18 protein-coding genes are annotated in these 20,071 nt (G+C 64.0%); 6 read left to right on the top strand and 12 right to left on the bottom strand.

Annotated elements, in window-relative coordinates; translation table 11 throughout:
• Positions 1-11: 11 nt before the first annotated feature.
• From tcuA to JQ628_RS30285, 3 genes are all read right to left on the bottom strand, one after another.
• Positions 12-1,412 (bottom strand): FAD-dependent tricarballylate dehydrogenase TcuA, encoded by a 1,401-nt coding sequence (gene tcuA / locus JQ628_RS30295; protein ID WP_212229016.1) that lies wholly within the window; start codon positions 1,410-1,412, stop codon positions 12-14.
• Positions 1,413-1,497: 85 nt separating this feature from the next.
• On the bottom strand, positions 1,498-2,808 hold the full coding sequence (locus tag JQ628_RS30290) for an MFS transporter (protein ID WP_212229014.1): 1,311 nt from the start codon (positions 2,806-2,808) through the stop codon (positions 1,498-1,500).
• 117 nt (positions 2,809-2,925) lie between these two features.
• Positions 2,926-3,870, bottom strand: a complete 945-nt coding sequence (locus tag JQ628_RS30285) for a transcriptional regulator GcvA (RefSeq protein WP_212229012.1) — start codon at positions 3,868-3,870, stop codon at positions 2,926-2,928.
• A 114-nt stretch (positions 3,871-3,984) separates the two neighbouring features.
• Between JQ628_RS30285 and JQ628_RS30280 the strand changes: the two genes are divergently transcribed.
• The gene (locus tag JQ628_RS30280) at positions 3,985-4,188 is read left to right on the top strand and encodes a DUF1127 domain-containing protein (RefSeq protein ID WP_212229010.1); all 204 of its coding nucleotides are present in this window, start codon (positions 3,985-3,987) and stop codon (positions 4,186-4,188) included.
• A gap of 68 nt (positions 4,189-4,256) precedes the next feature.
• Positions 4,257-4,880 (top strand): GNAT family N-acetyltransferase, encoded by a 624-nt coding sequence (locus JQ628_RS30275; protein ID WP_212229001.1) that lies wholly within the window; start codon positions 4,257-4,259, stop codon positions 4,878-4,880.
• A 130-nt stretch (positions 4,881-5,010) separates the two neighbouring features.
• On the opposite strand, the gene JQ628_RS30270 is transcribed toward JQ628_RS30275, so the two are convergent.
• The gene (locus JQ628_RS30270; protein WP_212228999.1) at positions 5,011-5,850 is read right to left on the bottom strand and encodes an oxidoreductase; all 840 of its coding nucleotides are present in this window, start codon (positions 5,848-5,850) and stop codon (positions 5,011-5,013) included.
• A gap of 121 nt (positions 5,851-5,971) precedes the next feature.
• Here JQ628_RS30270 and JQ628_RS30265 point away from each other — a divergent pair, with 121 nt between their 5' ends.
• Positions 5,972-6,862: a LysR family transcriptional regulator gene (locus tag JQ628_RS30265; RefSeq protein WP_212228997.1), complete on the top strand. Its 891-nt coding sequence runs from the start codon at positions 5,972-5,974 to the stop codon at positions 6,860-6,862.
• A gap of 209 nt (positions 6,863-7,071) precedes the next feature.
• On the opposite strand, the gene JQ628_RS30260 is transcribed toward JQ628_RS30265, so the two are convergent.
• Positions 7,072-7,902 carry an enoyl-CoA hydratase gene (locus tag JQ628_RS30260; RefSeq protein WP_212228996.1) on the bottom strand — a complete coding sequence of 277 codons (831 nt, stop codon included), beginning with the start codon at positions 7,900-7,902 and terminating at the stop codon, positions 7,072-7,074.
• Positions 7,903-8,058: 156 nt separating this feature from the next.
• Entirely contained in the window at positions 8,059-8,760 is a 702-nt protein-coding gene (locus tag JQ628_RS30255) for an SDR family NAD(P)-dependent oxidoreductase (protein WP_212228994.1), read from the bottom strand.
• Positions 8,761-8,992: 232 nt separating this feature from the next.
• On the opposite strand from JQ628_RS30255, the gene JQ628_RS30250 reads away from it, so the two are divergent.
• Positions 8,993-10,771 carry an acyl-CoA dehydrogenase family protein gene (locus tag JQ628_RS30250; protein WP_212228992.1) on the top strand — a complete coding sequence of 593 codons (1,779 nt, stop codon included), beginning with the start codon at positions 8,993-8,995 and terminating at the stop codon, positions 10,769-10,771.
• Positions 10,772-10,823: 52 nt separating this feature from the next.
• Positions 10,824-11,912 (top strand): Zn-dependent alcohol dehydrogenase, encoded by a 1,089-nt coding sequence (locus JQ628_RS30245; RefSeq protein ID WP_212228983.1) that lies wholly within the window; start codon positions 10,824-10,826, stop codon positions 11,910-11,912.
• 127 nt (positions 11,913-12,039) lie between these two features.
• On the opposite strand, the gene JQ628_RS30240 is transcribed toward JQ628_RS30245, so the two are convergent.
• The 4 genes from JQ628_RS30240 to JQ628_RS30225 all read right to left on the bottom strand — a co-directional run bounded on the left by JQ628_RS30240 (position 12,040) and on the right by JQ628_RS30225 (position 16,410).
• Positions 12,040-12,393, bottom strand: coding sequence for a nuclear transport factor 2 family protein (locus JQ628_RS30240; RefSeq protein ID WP_212228980.1), 354 nt, complete (start codon positions 12,391-12,393; stop codon positions 12,040-12,042).
• A 111-nt stretch (positions 12,394-12,504) separates the two neighbouring features.
• Entirely contained in the window at positions 12,505-13,977 is a 1,473-nt protein-coding gene (locus tag JQ628_RS30235) for an amidase (RefSeq protein ID WP_212228978.1), read from the bottom strand.
• A 178-nt stretch (positions 13,978-14,155) separates the two neighbouring features.
• The gene (mbfA, locus tag JQ628_RS30230; protein ID WP_212228976.1) at positions 14,156-15,127 is read right to left on the bottom strand and encodes an iron exporter MbfA; all 972 of its coding nucleotides are present in this window, start codon (positions 15,125-15,127) and stop codon (positions 14,156-14,158) included.
• A 128-nt stretch (positions 15,128-15,255) separates the two neighbouring features.
• On the bottom strand, positions 15,256-16,410 hold the full coding sequence (locus tag JQ628_RS30225) for an alpha/beta hydrolase (protein WP_212228974.1): 1,155 nt from the start codon (positions 16,408-16,410) through the stop codon (positions 15,256-15,258).
• A gap of 114 nt (positions 16,411-16,524) precedes the next feature.
• On the opposite strand from JQ628_RS30225, the gene JQ628_RS30220 reads away from it, so the two are divergent.
• Positions 16,525-17,028 (top strand): hypothetical protein, encoded by a 504-nt coding sequence (locus JQ628_RS30220; RefSeq protein ID WP_212228972.1) that lies wholly within the window; start codon positions 16,525-16,527, stop codon positions 17,026-17,028.
• A gap of 18 nt (positions 17,029-17,046) precedes the next feature.
• Here JQ628_RS30220 and JQ628_RS30215 read toward each other — a convergent pair whose 3' ends face one another.
• On the bottom strand, positions 17,047-18,588 hold the full coding sequence (locus tag JQ628_RS30215) for an acyl-CoA synthetase (protein ID WP_212228970.1): 1,542 nt from the start codon (positions 18,586-18,588) through the stop codon (positions 17,047-17,049).
• Positions 18,589-18,797: 209 nt separating this feature from the next.
• Positions 18,798-19,970, bottom strand: a complete 1,173-nt coding sequence (locus JQ628_RS30210) for an acetyl-CoA C-acetyltransferase (protein WP_212228968.1) — start codon at positions 19,968-19,970, stop codon at positions 18,798-18,800.
• Positions 19,971-20,071 lie beyond the last annotated feature (101 nt).

Below are 20,071 nucleotides of genomic sequence, written 5' to 3'. Positions count from 1 at the left end.
CGCGCGGCGTCTCAGTTCTTTGCATTTCTCGCCGCTTCCCGCCCCGCCACGCGCCCGAACACGCTGCCGATGGTCATGCCGATGCCGGCTGCGTAGCCCTTGCCGAGCACGTTGCCCGCCATGATCTCGCCGGCCGCGAACATGTTGGCGGCGGGCTTGCCGTCCTTCATCACCATCCGCGCCTGCTTGTTCACGCGCGTGCCGAGATAGGTGAAGGTGATGCCGGGCCGCACGGGATAGGCGAGATAGGGCGGCGCATCGATCTTGCGCGCCCAGTGAGTCTTGGCCGGCGTGATGCCCTCGGTGCGGCAATCGTCCAGAATGGTGTGATCGAACGTGCCGGGCTGCACGGCGGCATTGAAATCAGCGACGGTCTTTTCAAGCGCCGCCGGATCGAGACTGAGTTTGCCGGCGAGCTCGGCAATCGTCGGCGCGCCGATCGGCGGAAACAGCGTCGGCATGAAGCTGGTAACCACGCTGGAATCGAAAATAATGTAGGCGATCTGGTCGGGCTGCGCCGCCACTAGCCGGCCCCAGATCGCGTAGCGTTTTGGCCAGATGTCCTCGCCCTCGTCGTAGAAGCGCTGGGCGTGCTTGTTGACGACGATGCCGAACACGACGGAGTCATGCCGGGTGATGATGCCGCCGTCGAATTTCGGCGCGCGGGCGTCGATCGCCACCGCATGGCACTGGGTGGGATCGCCGATCTCCTGCACGCCCTTGGCCAGCAGCATCTTCAGGATCGAGCCGCGGTTGTAGGGCGTGCCGCGGATCAGAAAATTATCGGCGGCCTCGCCCCAATATTCCCTGAGCCATTCGATATTGGCCTCAAACCCGCCGGCGGCGGCGACCAGCGCGGAGGCGCGAATTTCGGAGACGCCGCCATTCGGCTGCTTCAGCGAGGCGGACAAGAACATGCCGTCTTCGATATGGAGGTCGCCGACCTCGGCGTCGTAGCGGATCTCCACGCCGAGTTTTTCCGCGGTGAGATAAAGCGCGTTCAGCATCGCCCGGCCGCCGCCGAGGAAGAACGAATTGGTGCGGCCCAGACTCAGTGTGCCGCCGAGCGAAGGCTGCCAGCGCACACCCTGTTCCACGATCCAGCCCAGAATGTCCTTGGACTCGCGGATCATGAATTTTGCGAGCTCTTCGTCGGTCTGCCCGCCGGTGATGCGCAAGAGATCGTCCCAGAATTCCTCCTCGGTGTAGGGACCGGTGAGAATTTCGGTCGCGGCATCATGGGCGCAGCGCATGTTGCGGGTGTGGCGCGTATTGCCGCCGCGATAGAATTTTGGCGCGCCTTCCAGCACCAGCACGGAGGCCCCACTGCGGCGGGCGCTGATGGCGGCACACAGCGCGGCGTTGCCGCCGCCGATCACCAGCACGTCGAACTTGCGGGTCAAATCAACCATGGCGTCTTGTTAGCTTGATCCGCGCCGAAATCAAACGTGCGGCGGCGCGCAGGCGCCATGCCCGCGCGTCTCCTCGCGCGGAATATCAGGCCGTGACGGCGTTCTGCACCGCGATGGTCTTGCCGCCACGGTAGATGACCAGCGCCGCGATGATGCCGAGCGAGGCGGCGCACATCAGCCAATAGCCGGGAGAAGCCTTGTCGCCGGTCTTGTCGATCAGCCAGGTCGAGACGAAGGGCGTGAAGGTGCCGAACAGCGCGGCGGCCAGCGCAAAGGCGAGCGAGAAGCAGGTGGTGCGGACATGGGCCGGCACCACCTCGACCAGCGCGCCCAGCATGGTGCCGCTATAGACCCCGAAATAGAACGAGAACATCATTTCCACCGCCAGCATCTTGCCGAAGGTCGGTGCGGCAATCAGCCAGTTGAGCGCGGGATAGGCTGTCACCAAAGCCAGACATGCGATGGTGAGCAGCACCGGCTTGCGGCCGAGGCGGTCGGAGACCGCGCCGCCAACCGGATTCCAGATGAAGTTGGTGACCGCGACGAGCAGCGTCACCAGCAGGGCGTCCTGCGTGGAGAGTTTCAGCACGGTCTTGCCGAAGGTCGGCGTGTAGACGGTGACGAAATAGAACGTCGTGGTGGTCAGCACCGCCATCATCATGCCGAGCACGACGATGCGCCAGTTTGCCACTGCCGAGGCAAACACTTCCGACGCGGTCGGGTGCTTCTTCATGGCGAGGAACGCCGGCGTCTCTTCCAGCGTCCGCCGCAGCAGGAAGATGAAGGGGATGATCAGGCAACCGATGAAGAAGGGAATACGCCAGCCCCAGGCAGAGACGACGTCGGCGGGCATCAGCTCGCTCAGGACGAAGCCGACGATCGCGGCGACGAAGATCGCGACCTGCTGGCTGGAGGACTGGAACGAGGTGTAGAAGCCGCGATTGCCGGACGTGGAGATTTCCGCGAGGTAGACCGACACGCCGCCAAGCTCGACGCCGGCGGAAAAGCCCTGGAGCAGGCGGCCGAGCAGCACGATGATCGGCGCCGCAATGCCGATGGTGGCGTAGCTCGGGCAGAAGGCGATGACGACGGTGCCGATCGCCATGATGGCCAGGGTCACGATCAGGCCGCGGCGGCGGCCGATGCGGTCGATATAGGCCCCCAGCACGATGGCGCCGACGGGACGCATCAGCGCGCCGAGCCAGAACACGCCGAACGTATTGAGCAGCGACGCGGTCTCGTTGGTCGAGGGAAAGAACGCCTTGGCGATCGCGCTGGCGTAGAAGCCGAACAGGAAAAAATCGAACTGTTCGAGGAAGTTGCCGCTGGTGGCGCGCAGGATGGCGCCGATGCGCGATTTGATCTGCGGCAGGTCTGTTGTGGTCTGTGGCGCCATGGCGTTCCCGTTTCTCCCCCCGGTTCGCGACCGGCGGATTGATTTGTTTGCTTGCGACAATTTGGCACAGGGGAGGGGCGACACAACCCCGCAAGGGGGCGGGCAGCTCTGCTGAAACTAGCCCGCTTGGCGGCGCCTCGGGGGCACAGGCTCGGCCAGTGCTTCCGGCTTGTTCTGCGCGGTCGCGACCAGCCAGTTCCGGAATGCGGAAAGTTTTGGCGAATCCGCCCGGCCCTCGGGCGAGACCAGATAGAAGCCGGCATCGGCCGGCAGCGTGATGTCGAACGGCACCACCAGGCTTCCCTTGGCAATGTCGTCCTTGACGTAGGACGTCCGGCCCATCGCGACGCCGATGCCGTCGATCGCGGCCTGAATGGTCATGAACACCATGTCGAAGGTGATGCCGGGCTGTTTGGAGAGATCGGTCGGCAAGCCGGCCGCGGTGAGCCACAGCCGCCAGTCGTCGTCATTGGCGGCGCTGGTGTGCAGCAGCACGTGATCGGCGAGGTCCTCGGGCTTGCGCAGCGGTCTTTTGCCGGTCAGCAGGGCAGGGCTGCAAATCGGGAATAGCTGGTCCGCCATCAGCCAGTCGGCGCGCAGGCCCGGCCACTGGCCGCGGCCGTAACGGATGGCGGCGTCGACGCTGCCGTCCTTGAAATCGACCAGCGCGGTCGAGGTCGTGATGCGGACGTCGATGCCCGGATGAGCCCCCTGGAAGGCGGCCAGCCGTGGCAGCAACCACTTCGCCGCCAGCGAGGCCAGCGTTGAAACCGTCAACACATGATCGTCATCCCGCCGCAGCAGGCGGTCGGTCGCCAGCCGCAAGTCATTGAACGCGGCCCGGATTCCCGGGAGGTATTCTTTCGCTTCGGCGGTCAGGGACAGCGCCCGGTTCTGGCGGATGAACAGGCGGATGCCCAGCTCTTCCTCCAGCCGCTTGATCTGATGGCTGATCGCGGTCTGCGTGACATTCAGCTCGGCGGCGGCCTGGGTGAAGCTCAGGTGGCGGGCGGCGGCCTCAAAGGCCCGCAAGCCGTTCAGCGAAGGCAGTCTTGCTGTCATCTGCTGCCATCCAATTCATGAATTTATATCATCCGAAACGGTACAAAGTGTCGTTTGTGGAAAGCCCGTCTCGCGCAGATATTAACGGCAACAGATTAGCCGCAGGAGCTTTCCATGTCCACTTTCACTCACGAATCGATGATAAATCATCATGCACCTGGCCTGTTTTCGCAGGCCCTCGATACCCTTCATGTCTGGCATCAGCGCTACCGCGCCCGCCGCGAGCTCTCCCAATGGTCGGAGCGCGAGCTGCACGACATCGGCCGCTCCTGGAGCGACATCGCCTACGAAGCCGACAAGCCGTTCTGGCGGGCCTGATCAGGCCGCCACCCGCCGGCGCCGCCTCCATAGAGGGGCGCCGGCCAATTTCCTTCGGGAGCGCCCCCATGAGCACGCTGCGTCTGGACGATCTGAGGCAATACTCCGATATGCTGCGTTCGCGCGATGGCGAGGCCATCACGGTGCGCTTCGTCGAGCCGCGCGATGCGGACGAGTTGCAGAGCTATTTTCGCGGCCTGACCTCGCGCTCCCGCTACAACCGCTTTCTCGGCGCCATGAGCCAGTTGCCGCCGACCCTGCTCGACCGCTTCATCCATGTCGGCGAGGCCAACCAGTTCAGCGTGATCGCCACCATGGCGGTCGACGGCATCGAGACCATCGTCGGCGAGGCGCGATACGCCTTCAATTTCGAGACCTCGGGCTTCGAGTTCGGCCTGTCGGTCGATGACCGCTGGCAGGGCCATGGCATCGGCAAGGCGCTGTTGAAGAATCTGGAATGCCGCGCAGCCGCCTTCGGTGCGGAGCGGCTGTTCGGCGACACCTTGCGCTCCAACGCTTCGATGATCGCGCTGGCCCGCAAGTCGGACTACGCCTTCGCCAATTCGCCCGGCGACTGGAAGCTGGTGCGCTTCGAAAAGCATATCGATCTCGCGCCGCAGGACATTCCCTGCGCCAGCTGGAGGCTTGCCGCCGCCTCCCGAAATGTCTCCCCCGCTGTAGTCGCGGGTTGATCGACTGGAGCGGGATGAAGGCCTCCATCTTCATCCCGCTCCGTCTTTTTGTTTTCGAGCACGATCCGACTTCCCTTCCGGATCACGCTCCGGGCCCGGTCCTGCGGCAACAGCACCGGGCCCGCTTTTTTTACGCCGCCTGTTCGGTGAAGTCGGTCGAGGTCGCGACCGTGCGCCAGGCGGCAATCTCCTTCGCCACAAAGGCGTTCTTGGCTTCGATCCGCTCCAGCGTATCGCTGCCGAGCGGCAGCCGCAGCGGCGGATTTTTGGCGTTGGCCAACTGCATGAAGGCCTGCGCCAGCTTGCGCGGATCGCCGCGCTGGCCGTGATTGACGTCGGCCGCATGCGCGCGGGTCCTGCCGACCGTCTCGCTGTAATCCTCGATATGCTGCGCCGTGCGCGCGAGCGAGGTCTCGTCGAGGAAATCGGTGCGGAAGAAGCCGGGCTCCACCACCGTCACCTTGATGCCGAGCGGCGCCACTTCGCCGGCCAGCGCTTCGGTGATGCCTTCGACCGCGAATTTGGTCGCGCCATAGACGCCCCAGCCCGGGAAGCCGGCATAACCGCCGACCGAAGAGACGTTGATGATGTGGCCCGAGCGCTGGCGGCGCATGTGCGGCAGCACGGCGCGGGTGACGCCGAGCACGCCAAACACATTGGTGTTGAACAGCCGCTGCGTCTCCTCGGCGCTGGCTTCCTCGATCGCGCCGAGCAGGCCATAGCCGGCATTGTTGACGAGGATGTCGATGCGGCCGAATTTTTTCACCGCCTGTCCCGCCGCCTCATGCGCCTCGGCCTCGCTGGTGACGTCGAGGCGCGTTGCCAGCAGCCGCTCGTGCGAGCCGAGGCGCGCGGTGACCGTCTGCGGATCGCGGGCGGTCGCAACCACCGCGTCGCCGGCGGCCAGCGCCGCCTCGGCGATCAGCGCGCCAAAACCCCGGGAAGCTCCTGTGATGAACCAGACACGCATGTTCTTGCCCTTTCCTGATATGGCCCGGCGATATCGCCGGCCTGATGGGCAGAAACTAGCGGCTGGCGATAAATGAGATAATCTGCTATATTTTCGATAGGCTAGTGAATATTTCTCATCAATGCGTATCGACCCCTCCGACCTCGCGACTTTCCTCGCCATCGCCCGCCACCGAAGTTTTCGCGCGGCGGCGACCGAGCTCGGCGTCTCGCCCTCCGCGCTCAGCCATGCCTTGCGCAATATCGAGGAGCGGCTGGACCTGCGGCTGATCAACCGCACCACCCGCAGCGTCGCGCTGACCGAAGCCGGCGAGCGGCTGTTCTCGCGCATCAGTCCGGCCTTCCGCGACATCGACGATGCGCTGGAGGACCTCAACCTCTTCCGTGGCAAGCCCGCTGGCACCTTGCGCTTCAACGCCGCGCGGCAATCGACGCAGCTCGTGCTGCTGCCGATCGTAACGCGGTTCCTGAAAGAATACCCTGATGTCAATGTCGAGATCGTCATCAACGATGCGCTGATCGATACGGTCGCGGCCGGCTTCGACGCCGGCGTGCGCTTCGGCGAAACCCTCGCTGCCGACATGATCGCGGTGCCGATCGGCCCGCGGCATCGCTTCGCGGTGGTGGGCTCGCCCGGTTACTTCGAGCAGCACAAGCGGCCTGTAACGCCGCATGACCTCAAGGGCATGCCCTGCATCCGCTATCGCTTCACGTCAGGCGCCGTCTATCGCTGGGAATTCGAGCGCGGCGGCATGGAAGTGGAGATCGACGTCGAGGGGCCGCTGACGCTGAACGACCAGGATCTGATGGTGCACGCCGCGCTCGACGGCACCGGCCTCGCCTTCGTGTTTGAGGCGCAGGTGGAGGAATTGATCGCGAAGCAAAAGCTGGTGCGTGTGCTCGCCGACTGGTGCCCGGCCTATCCGGGGTTCTTTTTGTACTATCCGAGCCGCCGGCAATTGCCCGCTGCGCTGCGCGCCTTCGTCGATTTCGTGCGGCAGCCGGTGAAGTGAGCGCCAGCGTGGTGCTTCTTACCTCTCCCCGCAAGCGGCCGCCTGCGGGGAGAGAGCCTGCCCTCGGGCTTGACCCGAGGGTCGGATTGCATCGCAGATGCAATCCGGGTGAGGGGGACTCTCCGCGAGTTCCGCTGTTAAGGCAGCCCCTCATCCCGACCTTCTCCCCGTAAGAACGGGGAGAAGGGGAATAATCCCGTTGCCGCTGCTTATTTGCCCGCGAATACCGGCTTGCGCTTGTCGATGAACGCCTGCACCGCCTCGCGATGATCCGCGGTCTTTTGCGACCGGATCATCCGCTCCGCTTCATGATCCCTGGCGGTGGCAAAATCGAACATCAGCGCCTCGTCCAGATTGTCCTTCATGTAGCGCAGTGCAATCGTCGGCCCCGCCGCCACGCCCCTGGCGAGCGCAAAAGCTTCCTCCTGCAATTTCTCGTCCGGCACCACGCGGTTGACGAGGCCGATCGCCTCGCAGCGCGCGGCGGTCACCCGCTCATTCGTGAACATCAGTTCCCGTGCGCGCGAGGTGCCGACGAGGCGCGTGAGCAGCCAGGCGATGCCGTAATCGCCGCTCAGTGCGACGTTCAGATATCCAGTCGCGAGAAATGCCGATTGCGCCGCGATGCGGATATCGCAGGCCATCGCCAGCGCAAGCCCGGCGCCGACGGCTGGGCCGGGCAGGGCGGCGATGGTCGGCTTGCGCACCGAAACCAGGGCGCCCGTGAGCAGGCGCTGCCGTTCCTGTAGATCGGCGATCTTGTCCGCGTCCGACATTTCCTGCCGCTTCTTGTCGCGATGGGCGCCCATGCCCTTGACGTTGCCGCCGGAGCAGAACGCCTTGCCCGCGCCGGTGAGCAGCAGCGCGCCGACTTGCGGATCCTCGCCGCAGGTTTTGATCATGGTGCGCAGCGCCGGGGTGAGCTCGTCGGAAAGCGAGTTGCGGGCATCGGGCCGGTTCAGCGTGATGATCGCGACGCGGTCGCGGATGACGCAGAGCAGTTCGCCGGTGCCGGTGTCGATGGTGGTTTCGGTGCTCATGTTTCCCCCTGTTTTGTTGTTTCCGCCATTGCGAGGAGCGAAGCGACGAAGCAATCCATTCTTTCTTTTTCGCGGCAAAGCTGGATTGCTTCGAGAAGTTTATCATCGGGCGGCGCTTCGCGCCGACCCGTTGGCCCGCAATGACGGTGGTGGTTGCTAAAACTTCTCCACCCACGGCCGCAATTCGATCTCCCAGGTCCAGGCGCTGCGCGGCTGTTGTAGCATGTGCCAGTAGCTCTCGGCGATCGCATCGGGATCGAGCATGGAATCCGGTCGATCAGTCGGCTCGGCACGAGCCGCGCTTCGGATGCCGCCGTCGATCACAAAATGCCCGACATGAATGCCCTGCGGCGACAATTCGCGTGCCATGCTCTGCGCCAGCCCGCGCAGTGCAAACTTGCCCATCGCAAACGGCGCCGATTGCGCATAGCCCTTCACGCTGGCGGAGGCGCCGGTGAACAGGATCGCGCCGTGCTTGCTCGGCAGCATGCGCTTTGCCGCCTGCTGTGCGACCAGGAAGCCGCCGAAGGCGCTGACCGCAATCGCCTGCTCCACCTCGGCCGGCACCAGATCGACAAACGGACCACGCGAGCGGCCACTGGCGTTGTAGACGACAATGTCAGGCGTGGCGATCTCGCGCTCGACAAGGCCGAACAACCGCTCGACCTCCTCGGCATTGGTGGCATCGCAGGCAAAGGCCTTGGCGCCGGTCTGCGTGCAGAGCTCGCCGAGCTTTTCGATCTTGCGCGCGGCCAGCGCGACACGGATGCCTTCGCGGGAGAACAGTCGCGCCAGCGAGGCGCTGAGCCCCGTGCCAACGCCAACGATGAGAGCCGTCTTGTAGGTGGGTGTTGCCATGCGCGCCTTCCTCGATATCAGGGAGTTCCTATCTAGGCGCCCGCTCCGGTGAGGCAACCCGCCGCGGTCTCAAGGCCGGCGTTCGGGGCCATGGCGTGGCATTTGGTGGTCCAGCGGTATCCCTCAGCCACGGGGGCCTCCTCCGATGATGACGGTTGACGGCCCGCCCGCCTGCGTTATCGGTAGATGATCCATAACATCCAATAATCGGCGGAAACGACAAGGGCCAAAAATGCAGCAGCTCGATCACGATCGCGCATCCTTTGGCGGCCAGCCGGGATTGCTCGCGCCCGACACCACAGGCATGAATTTCTACCGGGCCGATCCGGCGCTCACGGATCTGTTGCGGCTGCATCTGCCCGAATCGCTGTTCCGCCACATCGAACCGCATCTCGATCGCCTCGGCGAACTCGCCGGCGGCCATCTCGACGAATGCGCGCGGCTCGCCGACCGGCACACGCCGGTGCTGCATCAGCGCGACAAGTTCGGCCGCGATGTGCAGTGGATCGAATATCATCCGGCCTATCGCGAACTGGAGAACGCCGCGTTCGGCGAGTTCGGCATTCACGCGCTGTCGCTGCGCAAGGGCATCATGGGCTGGCCGAATAAATATCCTGTTGTGGCCAAACACGCCTTCACCTTTCTGTTCAACCAGACCGAATTCGGCATGGGCTGCCCGATCAACGTCACCGACGGCTGCGGCAAGTTGCTGGCGAATTTCGGCAGCGAGGCGCTGAAGGCAAAATACTTGGACGGGCTGACGCAGACCGACATGAGCAAGCTGACCCAGGGCGGCCAGTTCATGACGGAGAAGGAAGGCGGCTCCGACGTCGGCACGCTGACCACGCGCGCGGTGCAGGAAGGCGACCACTGGCGGCTCTATGGCGAAAAGTGGTTCTGCTCGAATGCGGATGCCAAGGTGGTGATGCTGCTGGCGCGCCCAGAAGGCGCAGGGCCGGGCACGCGCGGCGTCGGCCTGTTCCTGATGCCGCGCTTCCTCGACGACGGCTCGCAAAACCACTACCGGATCGTCCGACTAAAGGACAAGCTCGGCACCCGCTCGATGGCGTCCGGCGAGATCAAGCTGGAAGGCGCGATTGCCTATGCCGTGGGAAAACTCGACCGAGGCTTCGTGCAGATGGCCGAGATGGTCAATTCCTCGCGGCTCTCCAACGGCGTCAAATCCACCGCGCTGATGCGCCGCGCACATCACGACGCGATGATGGTGGCAAAGAACCGCGTGGTGTTCGGCCAGCGCATCATCGATCTGCCGCTGGCGCGGCGGCAGTTGATGAAGATCATGCTGCCGACCGAGCAGGCGCTGTCGATGAGTTTTCTCACCGCCGACGCGCTCGATCGCGGCGAAGCCGGCAGCCAGGATGCCGCGGCGCTGCTGCGCATCCTGACGCCGACGCTAAAGTATCGCGCCACGCGCGATGCGCGAAAGGTCTGCGGCGATGCGCTCGAGATGCGCGGCGGCATCGGCTACATCGAGGAATTCGCCACCGCACGCCTGCTGCGTGATGCGCATCTCGGCTCCATTTGGGAAGGCACCGGCAACATCGTCGCGATCGATGCGCTCAAGCGCGCCGTCGGCCGCCACGGCGCCGACAGTGCGCTGGCCGCCGACCTGCACGCCCGGCTCGATGACGGCACCAATGTGCCGCAGGCTTGGCGCAGCCGTTTGCACGATCTCACCGATCGCGCCGTCGCTTTTGCGCGCGAAGTCGCCGGCCGTGTGGACAATGAAGGCGATGCGCGGCGCGCCACTAGCTTGCTCTACCATGTCGCAAGCGCGGTAGCCTTGGCATGGGAAGGCGGCCGCATCCACGAAATGCGCGGCGATGCGCGGCGCCTGCTGCTGTCGCGCATGGTGATCGATCACCGAGTGTCGCCAAGCGATCCGTTCCAGCTCACGGAAAATCCCACGCAGCGCGCGATCACAGGCCATCTGCTCGGCGACCGCGACGTCGGCATGGCCGAGGTTGGCGAATTGCTGACGGCAGCATAAGCTGCCCTCACGCTCGTTCAAAAAACAGAAAATCCAATGGGAGAAGTACGCGATGAAGGCCGCCGTTCTGCAAGAGATCAATAAGCCGCTGGTGATCGAAGACGTCAGCGTCCCCAATCCGGGTCCGCGTGAAGTCCTGATCCGCACCCGCGTCGCCGGCCTTTGCCACTCCGACCTGCATTTCATGGAAGGCCTCTATCCGCATCCGCTGCCCGCCGTGCTCGGCCATGAATCCGCCGGCGTGGTCGAAAAGGTCGGCTCCGACGTCAGCTATGTAAAACCGGGCGATCACGTCGTGACGTGTCTTTCGGTGTTCTGCGGCACCTGCGACAACTGCACCACCGGCCGCACCGTGCTCTGCACCGACACCACGGTAAAGATGCTGCCGGGCCAGTCCAACCGCCTGTCCTGGGCGCGCTCCGAGAAGCTGAACCAGTTCCTCAATCTTTCGTCCTTTGCCGAGCAGATGCTGGTGCACGAAAACGCCATCGTCAAAATCCGCAAGGACATGCCGCTGGAGCTTGCCGCGCTGATCGGCTGCGGCGTCATCACCGGCTACGGCGCCGTGGTGAACACCGCAAAAGTGCAAGCAGGCGAGACTGTGGCTGTCGTGGGCTGCGGCGGCGTCGGCATGGCCGCGATCAACGGCGCCGCGATCGCGGGCGCCGGCCGCATCATCGCGATCGACACCAATCCCGTAAAATTGCAGCTCGCGACAAAACTCGGCGCCACCGACATCGTCGATCCCGCCCGCGGCGACGTGGTGCAGCAGGTGCGCGAGCTCACCGGCGGCGGCGTGCACCATTCCTTCGAGGTGCTCGGCCGCAAGGAAACCGCCGAGCAGTGCTTTGGCATGCTCGCCCCCGGCGGCACCGCGACCATCGTCGGCATGATCCCGTTCGGCCAGAAGATCGAGCTGCACGGTTTTGATTTCCTGCGCGAGCGCCGCATCCAGGGCTCGTCGATGGGCTCCAACCACTTCCGCGTCGACATGCCCCGCCTGGTCGAATTCTACATGCGCGGCAAGCTGCACCTGGAAGACTGGATCTCGGCCAAGCTCAAACTGTCCGAGATCAACGAAGGCTTTGCCAACATGAAAGCCGGCAAGACGCTGCGCAGCGTGATCATGTTCGATGCGTGACTCAGCTCGTCATCGCCCGGCTCGACCGGGCGATCCAGTACGCCGCGGCCGGAATTGTGTACTCCAATAGGCAACACGGCGTACTGGATGCCCCGCCTGAAGCGGGGCATGACGGCGGTGGGCTTGGCTACCGCGTCACATGCGCCGACACCGCCAGCCACTTGCCGTTCTGCCTCGCCCAGCAATCGGTGTAGCGGCCGTGAGCCTGCTGTCCATCAGGCATGGTGTAGCTGGTTGCCGCGTGGATGATGGCGAAGTCGCCGAGGATGCGGATTTTGACGTCTTCGGCCTTCAGGTTCTTGATCGCGACCGGCTTTGCCGTCTGCTGGAGGAATGCGGCGCGGTCGACCAGGGACTTGTCGGGATTGGAGCAATAGAAGTCCGCGGCGAGGATTTCGTCGAAGCGTATGACGTCGGAGTTTTGCACGGACGCGACGTAGTCGTGGTTGAGCTTTGTCAGCTCTGCGATGTCGTTGTTCATTGTCATCCTCCTTGTGTCCTCGTCATTGCGAGGAGCGAAGCGACGAAGCAATCCAGCTTTCTTGTTGCAGCAAAGCTGGATTGCTTCGCTTCGCTCGCAATGACGGAAGCATCAATCGTCAAACATCTCCGGCGGCACGAAGCCGCCGAACTCGCGCTCGATGAGTTCGGCCAGTTTCAGCGGCGTGCGGTCCTCCAGCCACGGTCCCAAAATCTGCACGCCGATCGGCAGTCCGTCCGGCGCAAAGCCCGTGGGGATTGCCGTGGAAGGCAGGCCCGGCAGTGTCGCAATGCCAGGCCAGGCCAACTGATCCGGATAGACATGTTCCTTGCCGTCGATCTTGATGCGGCGCTTTTCCTGCTCGGGCGAATGATCGTGCGGGAAGGCCGGGATCGGCATGATCGGACAGATCACCGCATCGAAACTCTCGAACAGCTTGCGCCACTGCGCGCGCAGCCGGGCGCGCGCGCCGTCGTCCAGCACCCAGTCGCGATGGCTCTGCGCCGCGCCGCGTAGACGCTCGGCGGCGAGACTGTGGTCTCCCGGCGGCAAGGCCGCTGCTCCAGCTCGCATGTTGGAATAGATGTCGGGCGGGAAGAATGCCGTGAGGAACGACATCAGCCTGCGCATATAGAGCCGCGTCGTCTCGGCAAAGTCCGGCAGCAGCGGACTGCCGCGCTCGACCTTGACGCCGGCCTTGGCGAGATTGGCGGCGAGCGCATCGATGGTGCCGCGGATCGAGGCGTCCGTCGGCATGACAGGATCGGTGTCGATTACCAACACGCGAAAATCCTTGAGCGCGCCATGCCGCGGCGGCGGCAGCGCCAGCTTGTACCCCACACCCACGTCGAGCGGGTCGGGCCCGGCCATCACCTCGAGCAGCAGCGACAGATCGGCGGCGCCGCGCGCCATCGGGCCGATCACGGCCATGTCGCGGTCGATCGGGATCGGCGGAAACGGCGGCGGCGTGTGGCCGCGCACCGCCACGAGGTTGTAGCTCGGCTTGTGCGCATAGACGCCGCAATGAAACGCCGGCGCGCGCAGCGAGCCGCCGATGTCGGAGCCGAGCGACAGCGCGCCATAGCCCGCCGCCAGCGCCGCCGACGATCCGCCGGAGGAGCCGCCGGGCGTGCGGCCGAGATCGTAGGGGTTGTTGGTGACGCCGTAGACGTCGTTGTAGCTTTGCCAGTCAGCGAGACCGAGCGGCACATTGGTCTTGCCGAGGATGACGCCGCCGGCGTCCTTTACCCGCGTGATCGACAGCGCATCGGCCGGCGGCACGAAGTTCTTCTGCTCCGGAATGCCCCAGGTCGTGGGCAGGCCCGCGATATTGTAGGATTCCTTCACCGTCAGCGGGATGCCGAGCAGCGGCTTGTCTTCGCCGCGCGCCAGCGCAGCATCGGCGGCGCGCGCAGCATCCAGGGCGCGGTCGAAATCGCGCACGCAGATCGCATTGATCTTCTGGTCATGGCGCTCGATGCGGGCGATGGCGTCCTGCGCCAGTTCGACGGCCGACACTTTCTTTGCCGCGAGTGCTGCCGACAATTCGACGGCGGTCTTGAAACTCCATTGCGATTTGGCCAAAGGCGTGCTCCCCGGATACGTTGCCTGAATGATGCTCAGTTTGCGACGCCGCCGCAAGACAGATGCGTCACGCATCGATGCGTCGCGCGAACCTTCGCTATGCGGCGTTGATAGAAACTCGTACGTGTTTGCGCTTGACCGCAATTGCGGTTCGCACCATGGCGGCAGGAGTCAGCGGCTACGCGCCGCCGATCAATATGCCGACGCCGAGCACAATGGCGCCGCCGAGCACGATCTGGTAGGCGGCCTGTAGGAACGGCGTATCCATGTATTTCGCGCGGATGAAGGCGATCGCCCACAATTCGAAGAACACCACGATGCTCGCAATCGCGGTCGCGATCCAGAACGCGTTCGGCCAGGAGTCCGGCACCAGATAGGGCAGGGTGTGGCCGAGGCCGCCGAGCGCGGTCATGGCGCCGCAGGTGATGCCGCGCAGCCAGGGCGAGCCGCGCCCCGTCAGCGAGCCGTCGTCGGACAGCGCTTCGGCAAATCCCATGCTGATGCCGGCGCCGATCGAGGCGGCAAGGCCGACCAGAAAGGTCTGCCAGTTGTTGTGCGTGGCGAACGCCGCAGCGAACAGCGGCGCCAGCGTCGACACCGAGCCGTCCATCAAGCCGGCGAGGCCCGGCTGGACATATTGCAGCACGAACATGCGCCGCCGCGTCCGGTCTTCCTCCGCGCGTATGTCGGGCTTGAGGATGTCGCCGGTGAGCTTGATCGCGAGATTTTCGTGGTGCTTTTCTTCCTCGGCAAGATCACCCAGCAGGCGGCGCACGCCGACATCCTGGGCCTGCTCGGCGGCCTTGCTGTAGAACTGCTCGGCTTGCAGCTCCATCGTCTCGACCTCCTTGCGGACGGTGTCGAGCGGCAGGTTTTTGGTGAGCCAGATCGGCCGGCGCTTCAGGAAACCCTTGACGTCCTCGCGGCGGATCGGCGGCAGATGCGCGCCAAAGCGCTTCTCATACATTTCCAGCAGGCGATGACGATGGCCGCGCTCCTCCTCGGCCATCTCCTCGAAAATCTTCGCCGTGTCCGGATACCGCTCGGCGAGGTCCTCGGCGAACGTCATGTAGATCCGGCTGTCCTCCTCTTCCGAGGAGATCGCAACCGCCAGCACCTCGCGCTCGCTGAGATCGGCAAAGTTCTTCACGGCCGGCCATCCAGCAATTTAGAATGATTCTAAATTGGTTATAGACAGCGGCGCGCGCGGGGTCAATCGTCCCGGATGCTACTGTCCATGGGGTTGTTTTCGCATTTTCGTGTCGACGGCCCGCGGCTCTAGCTGACGGGGCGGGCCGATTGGAGAAACGCCAGCAGCAGCCGGCTGACTTCTTCCGGCTGTTCCTGCTGCACCCAATGTCCGGCGCCGTCGACGAGGTGGCAGCCGATCATGTTGGTGCAGGCCTTGGTCTGCATCGCCTCGAATACGCCCGGCCGCTGATAGGTGCCCCAATCCTGCTTGCCGGAGATGAAGCACGAAGGCTGGTCGATGGTGCGGCCCGACCATGTCTGCAATTCCGGAATGAACGCGCCTGACGTGCCGCAGCGATACCATTGCAGCCCGCCCTGGAATCCGGTGCGCTGATATTCGGCGCTGTAGAAGGCAAGCTCGCTGTCGGGCAACCATTGGTTGGCGGCGATCTCGGCCGGCGACGGCATCTCCTTCGCCACCGTCGCGGCCATGTCTTCCGCGAGATCCATCACGTAGTAGGTCGGCAGTTTTGCCAGCTCGCCGGCGGACCAGGATTGCAGCGGATAGGGCGCGTTGGCTTTCCAGTCCGCGCTCTTGTGATGGTAGTAGGCGCGCAGGAAATCGTGCACACCCTGCGGCGCACTGTGCATGTCGGCGTTGGCCTCGCGCGTCGAGTAATACCATTGATAATGCTTGCGGGGGCGCGGCAGCGCGGCGAGATCGCGATGCACGGGATCGTCCGGCGCGGGCTTTGCCGGAGCGTCGGCCGTATTGAACGGCAGTGACGGCGTTCCTCCAAACGGCGCGCTCATCATCGCCACAGCGCGAAACACGTCGGGCCGGATCAGCGCGCACCAGGAAGCGACCGGCGAGCCGAAATCATGGCCGATCACGGCATCGACGCTGCGATAGCCGAACGCCGCCACCAGCCCGAGCACATCGCGCACCAGATTGGGTATCCGGAATTGCGAGAGATCGCCGTCGTAGCTCGCATCCCAGCCGGTGGTGCGGCCATAACCGCGCTGGTCCGGCGCGATCACGTGATACCCGGCGGCCGCAAGCGCCGGCATCACCTTGCGCCAGCTAAAAGCGAGTTCGGGAAAACCGTGCAGCAAAAGCAGACAGGGCCGGCCCTTGGTCTCAAAGCCGGCTTCCAGCAGATGCATGCGCAAGCCGTTGATGTCGTCGACATAGCGCGAGCGGATAGTTGGTGGGAGCGGGATGTCGGGGAGAGAGGCCATGGTGCTCCTTTTCTTCCCTTCTCCCACAAGGGGAGAAGGGAAGGAAGCGCTTTGAACCTCCACCTCTCCGGTACCGTCTAAGCATGGAAACGCCATCTGAAGGATGCATTCCACATGCGTGGACTGGATATCGCCAATTTTCACCGCCTGTTTTCGCGCCTCGGCATCGCGATCGCGGCTGCATGTCTTCTCTTTGCTTCCGTCGTCCACGCGGCCGAGCCAAACCTGGTCCGGGATATGCCGCGGGGCTATCTCGGCGAATTTCGCTGGGATGGCGACAGCACCGTGCAGAACGTCGTCATCACCCTCGACTCGGTGCGGGCGCTGAACGGCCGCGCTGCCGAAGCGTTCGGATGCGGCTCCTATGAGGTCGGCCGCCAGGTGACGAAGATCAAGGTTCGCATGCTGGTCCGCCTGTCGGATTTGCAGGTGGAGATTTTCGAACTCGCGCCCGAGGGCAACAGCGCATTCGAGACCGGCGGCAGCCATCGCGGCAAGCTGTCGAAGGATCTTCAGCAGATCGATGCCCAGTGGATTACGACGGCCAGCGGTCAGAAGGGCCAATTGAATTTGCGCGCGGCGTCATCGCTCACTTGCGCGCCGGCGGCTTCGACGTAGTTCCTTCTCGTGGCGGCGTTACGCCTTCACCGCCGTCTTCGGCCAATATCGATCGCGCAGATGCCGCTTCACCAGTTTGCCGGTGGGCGTGCGCGGCAGCTCGGCTTCGAAGTCGATGCTCCTGGGGCATTTGATCGGCGACAGATGTTTTCGGCAGAACACGATCAATTCGGCCTCCAGCTCCCTGCCGGCCTTCGCCATATCGTGCGGCTGCACCACCGCCTTCACCTCTTCGCCCATCTCCTCGTTCGGCACGCCGAACACCGCGACGTCGGACACCGCGGGATGGGTGATCAGCACATCCTCGGTCTCCTGCGGATAGATGTTCACGCCGCCGGAGATGATCATGTAGCTCTTGCGGTCGGTGAGGTAGAGGAAGCCATCCTTGTCGAGATAGCCGACGTCGCCGAGCGTCGACCATCCCTTGCCGTTATAGGCGCGCTTCGTCTTGTCGGGATCGTTGTGATAGCTGAAGACCGGCGCATCGGCGAAATAGACCGTGCCGATCTCGCCGACCGGCCGCTCCTCATCGTTCTCGTCCAGAATCTTGACCTTGCCGACCACGGCGCGGCCGACGGTGCCGCGATGCTCCAGCCATTGCTGCGAGGTCGAGACTGTGACGCCGTTGCCCTCGGAGCCGGCGTAATACTCGATCAGGATCGGTCCCCACCATTCGATCATCTTTGCTTTCACGTCGACCGGACACGGCGCGGCGGCGTGGATCGCGCCTTTCAGCGTCGAGACGTCGTAGCGGGTGCGCACGTCCTCCGGCAGCTTCAGCATGCGCACGAACATCGTCGGCACGAGCTGCGACTGCGTCACCTTGTATTTCTCGACCAGCTTCAGGAATTCCTCGGCGTCGAAATGCTCCATGATGACGGAGGTGCCGCCAAGGATCGTCACCATCATGTTGAAGCGCAAGGGAGCTGCGTGATACAGCGGCGCCGGCGACAGATAAATAGTGTCGGCGTTCATGCCGCACATATCGGCGGTGAGCACCTTCAGGAACTGATTGGGCTCATCGATGCGCTTGCCCTCAAAATCCTTTTTGATGCCCTTCGGCCTTCCGGTGGTGCCGGAGGAGTAGAGCATGTCATAGCCGGCGACTTCGTCCGCAATCGGTGTCGTCGGTTGTTTGGCCGCTTCCTTGTCCCAGGAACGGAAACCCGGCTCCGGCTCGTCCATCATGTAGAGCAGCGGGCCATTCGGCTGGCCGACGAGGCCCTTGACCTGCTCGTAGCACTTCGGCGTGGTGATAAAGATCTTGGCGCCGCAGTCTTTCACGATGTAGTCGATCTCTTCCTGCGTCAGGTAGCGGCTGATCGCGGTGTAGTAGAGCCCGCTCCGTTGCGCGGCCCAGCAAATCTCCATGAAAGCGAGGCGGTTTTCCATCAGCAGCGCGATATGGTCGCCGGCCTTCAGGCCGAGCGAGCGGAACAGATGCGCGCCCTGGTTCGAGAGCTCGTCGAGCTCGCGATAGGTGATGGCCTTGCCCGTGCCCGCCATCTGGTAGGCGATCTTGTTCGGATGCGTGCGGGCGTGAACGGTCGGATGGGTCATAAGTACTCGCCAAGAAAACATGGTGCCCGGTTTCGGCCTCGTGCATTTGCGCAAGGAGGTCGCGATCCGGGCCACCGGTTCGAATGTGGAAATGAGCCGAAATTTCAGCTCGCGATGACCACTCAAATCTGTGGTCATGCGTCCCGGCTCAAGCCGGGACGCTACTTTGTGATGCCGTCGTGATTTGTGATGCGTGAGGTCGTTCGCGCCTACAGCCGCTCGACGATAGTCACATTCGCCATGCCGCCGCCTTCGCACATGGTCTGCAGGCCGTAGCGCTTGTCCCGCTGCTGGAGCGCGTTGACCAGCGTGGTCATCAGCTTGGTGCCGGAGCCGCCCAGCGGATGGCCGAGCGCGATCGCGCCGCCGTTGACGTTGAGGCGGGCCGGATCGGCGCATGTGGTCTTCAACCACGCGGTCGGCACCGAGGCGAAAGCTTCGTTGACCTCGAACAGGTCGATGTCGTCGATCTTCATGCCGGCCTTCTTGAGCGCCCGCTCGGTCGCATGCAGCGGTGCGTCGAGCATGATGACGGGATCGCCGCCCATCATGGTCATGTGGTGGATGCGCGCCAGCGGCTTGGCGCCGAGCTGCTTCAAACCCCTCTCGTTGACCACCACCACGCCGGAGGCGCCGTCGCAGATCTGGCTGGCGCTGGCGGCGGTGAGCTTGCCGTTCTCGGCGATCAGCTTGACGCCCTTGATGCCCTCGATGGTGGCGTCGAAGCGGATGCCTTCGTCGATGTGGTGGGTATCGGTCGTCCCGTCGGCACGGGTGATCTGCACCGGCACGATCTCGTTCTTGAAGGCGCCGGCCTGCGTTGCCGCAATCGCGCGCTGATGGCTTTGGTAGGAATATTCGTCGAGCTCATCCTTGGAGAGCCCGTATTTCTCCGCCATCATCTCCGCGCCGGTGAACTGGCTGAACACGATGTTCGGATACTTTTTCTCGATGCCGGGGCTCTTGTAATGGCCAAAGCCGTTCTTGGCCGGCAGTTGCGAGGCGAGGCCCATCGGCACGCGCGTCATCGATTCCACGCCGGCGGCGATCACGATGTCCATGCTGCCGCTCATCACCGCCTGCGCCGCGAAGTGCAGCGCCTGTTGCGAGGAGCCGCACTGGCGGTCGATCGAGGTGCCCGGCACGCTCTCGGGAAGTTTCGAGGCCATGATGGCGTTGCGCGCGATGTTGTTGGACTGCTCGCCCGCCTGCATGACGCAGCCCATGATCACGTCCTCGATCTGCGCGGGATCGGCGCCGGAGCGCTCGACCAGCGAGTCCAGCACGGTGGCGGCAAGGTCGGCCGGATGCCAGCCTGCGAGACGTCCCCCCTTGCGGCCGCCCGCGGTGCGTGCAGCGGCGACGATATAGGCCTCGGCCATGTCTGTTCTCCCTGATTGTTGTGAATGGCTGTTTTGGAAATTGGGCCGGATTTAAAGGGCCGGACCGGTCTTAGTCAATCGATCAATTAACTCTTGAGTGC

This window comes from Bradyrhizobium lablabi (assembly GCF_018129385.1).
GTDB classification, from domain to species: domain Bacteria; phylum Pseudomonadota; class Alphaproteobacteria; order Rhizobiales; family Xanthobacteraceae; genus Bradyrhizobium; species Bradyrhizobium lablabi_C.
Note: the sequence above shows the minus strand (reverse complement) of the source record. Positions and strands in the feature narration are given on the sequence as shown.

Excerpts from the sequence above, each read along its gene's own strand:
- JQ628_RS30245 (WP_212228983.1), top strand. The coding sequence starts at position 10,824 with ATGAAGGCCGCCGTTCTGCAAGAGATCAATAAGCCGCTGGTGATCGAA.
- JQ628_RS30270 (WP_212228999.1), bottom strand. The coding sequence starts at position 5,850 with ATGCGTGTCTGGTTCATCACAGGAGCTTCCCGGGGTTTTGGCGCGCTG.
- JQ628_RS30250 (WP_212228992.1), top strand. The coding sequence starts at position 8,993 with ATGCAGCAGCTCGATCACGATCGCGCATCCTTTGGCGGCCAGCCGGGA.
- JQ628_RS30285 (WP_212229012.1), bottom strand. The coding sequence starts at position 3,870 with ATGACAGCAAGACTGCCTTCGCTGAACGGCTTGCGGGCCTTTGAGGCC.
- JQ628_RS30280 (WP_212229010.1), top strand. The coding sequence starts at position 3,985 with ATGTCCACTTTCACTCACGAATCGATGATAAATCATCATGCACCTGGC.
- JQ628_RS30215 (WP_212228970.1), bottom strand. The coding sequence starts at position 18,588 with ATGACCCATCCGACCGTTCACGCCCGCACGCATCCGAACAAGATCGCC.
- JQ628_RS30220 (WP_212228972.1), top strand. The coding sequence starts at position 16,525 with ATGCGTGGACTGGATATCGCCAATTTTCACCGCCTGTTTTCGCGCCTC.
- JQ628_RS30225 (WP_212228974.1), bottom strand. The coding sequence starts at position 16,410 with ATGGCCTCTCTCCCCGACATCCCGCTCCCACCAACTATCCGCTCGCGC.
- JQ628_RS30265 (WP_212228997.1), top strand. The coding sequence starts at position 5,972 with ATGCGTATCGACCCCTCCGACCTCGCGACTTTCCTCGCCATCGCCCGC.
- JQ628_RS30210 (WP_212228968.1), bottom strand. The coding sequence starts at position 19,970 with ATGGCCGAGGCCTATATCGTCGCCGCTGCACGCACCGCGGGCGGCCGC.
- JQ628_RS30290 (WP_212229014.1), bottom strand. The coding sequence starts at position 2,808 with ATGGCGCCACAGACCACAACAGACCTGCCGCAGATCAAATCGCGCATC.
- tcuA (WP_212229016.1), bottom strand. The coding sequence starts at position 1,412 with ATGGTTGATTTGACCCGCAAGTTCGACGTGCTGGTGATCGGCGGCGGC.
- JQ628_RS30260 (WP_212228996.1), bottom strand. The coding sequence starts at position 7,902 with ATGAGCACCGAAACCACCATCGACACCGGCACCGGCGAACTGCTCTGC.
- JQ628_RS30255 (WP_212228994.1), bottom strand. The coding sequence starts at position 8,760 with ATGGCAACACCCACCTACAAGACGGCTCTCATCGTTGGCGTTGGCACG.
- JQ628_RS30240 (WP_212228980.1), bottom strand. The coding sequence starts at position 12,393 with ATGAACAACGACATCGCAGAGCTGACAAAGCTCAACCACGACTACGTC.
- JQ628_RS30275 (WP_212229001.1), top strand. The coding sequence starts at position 4,257 with ATGAGCACGCTGCGTCTGGACGATCTGAGGCAATACTCCGATATGCTG.